The sequence below is a fragment of the Vaccinium witches'-broom phytoplasma str. VAC genome (genome assembly GCF_000309405.1).
GTDB lineage: Bacteria > Bacillota_I > Bacilli_A > Acholeplasmatales > Acholeplasmataceae > Phytoplasma.
Genome location: NZ_AKIN01000230.1, coordinates 1 through 307 on the forward strand (window position 1 = coordinate 1; position 307 = coordinate 307).

The 307-nt window shown below is 23.8% G+C and carries 1 protein-coding gene; it reads right to left on the reverse strand.

Annotated elements, in window-relative coordinates; translation table 11 throughout:
• Nucleotides 1–63 precede the first annotated feature (63 nt).
• Nucleotides 64–307 (reverse strand): hypothetical protein (locus tag RI68_RS04165; protein WP_017193759.1); only part of this gene is annotated, 244 nt, incomplete at its 5' end.

Sequence of the window (307 nt, forward strand, 5' to 3'; positions counted from 1 at the left end):
TATATTTAATTATTATTTAATGTTTTCTTCTAATTATTCTATTCGCCTCGGAATGTTTTGGGTTTATTGTATAATGTCTCGCATTTGAATTTGTTGCATTATCATATATATTTCCATATCTATCTTAACTATTTCTGTTCTAATATGACATAATCTTTCAATATTATTTACATTATTTCTTGGCTCTCTAGATAGTACTATTTCTTGTGACTTTAGTTCATTTTTCCTTTCTTCTAATTGTATCTTTTGCGTTTCTAAAGTTATCCCAGGTAAAGCATAAAAACATTTAATATTAAAAATAAATAAT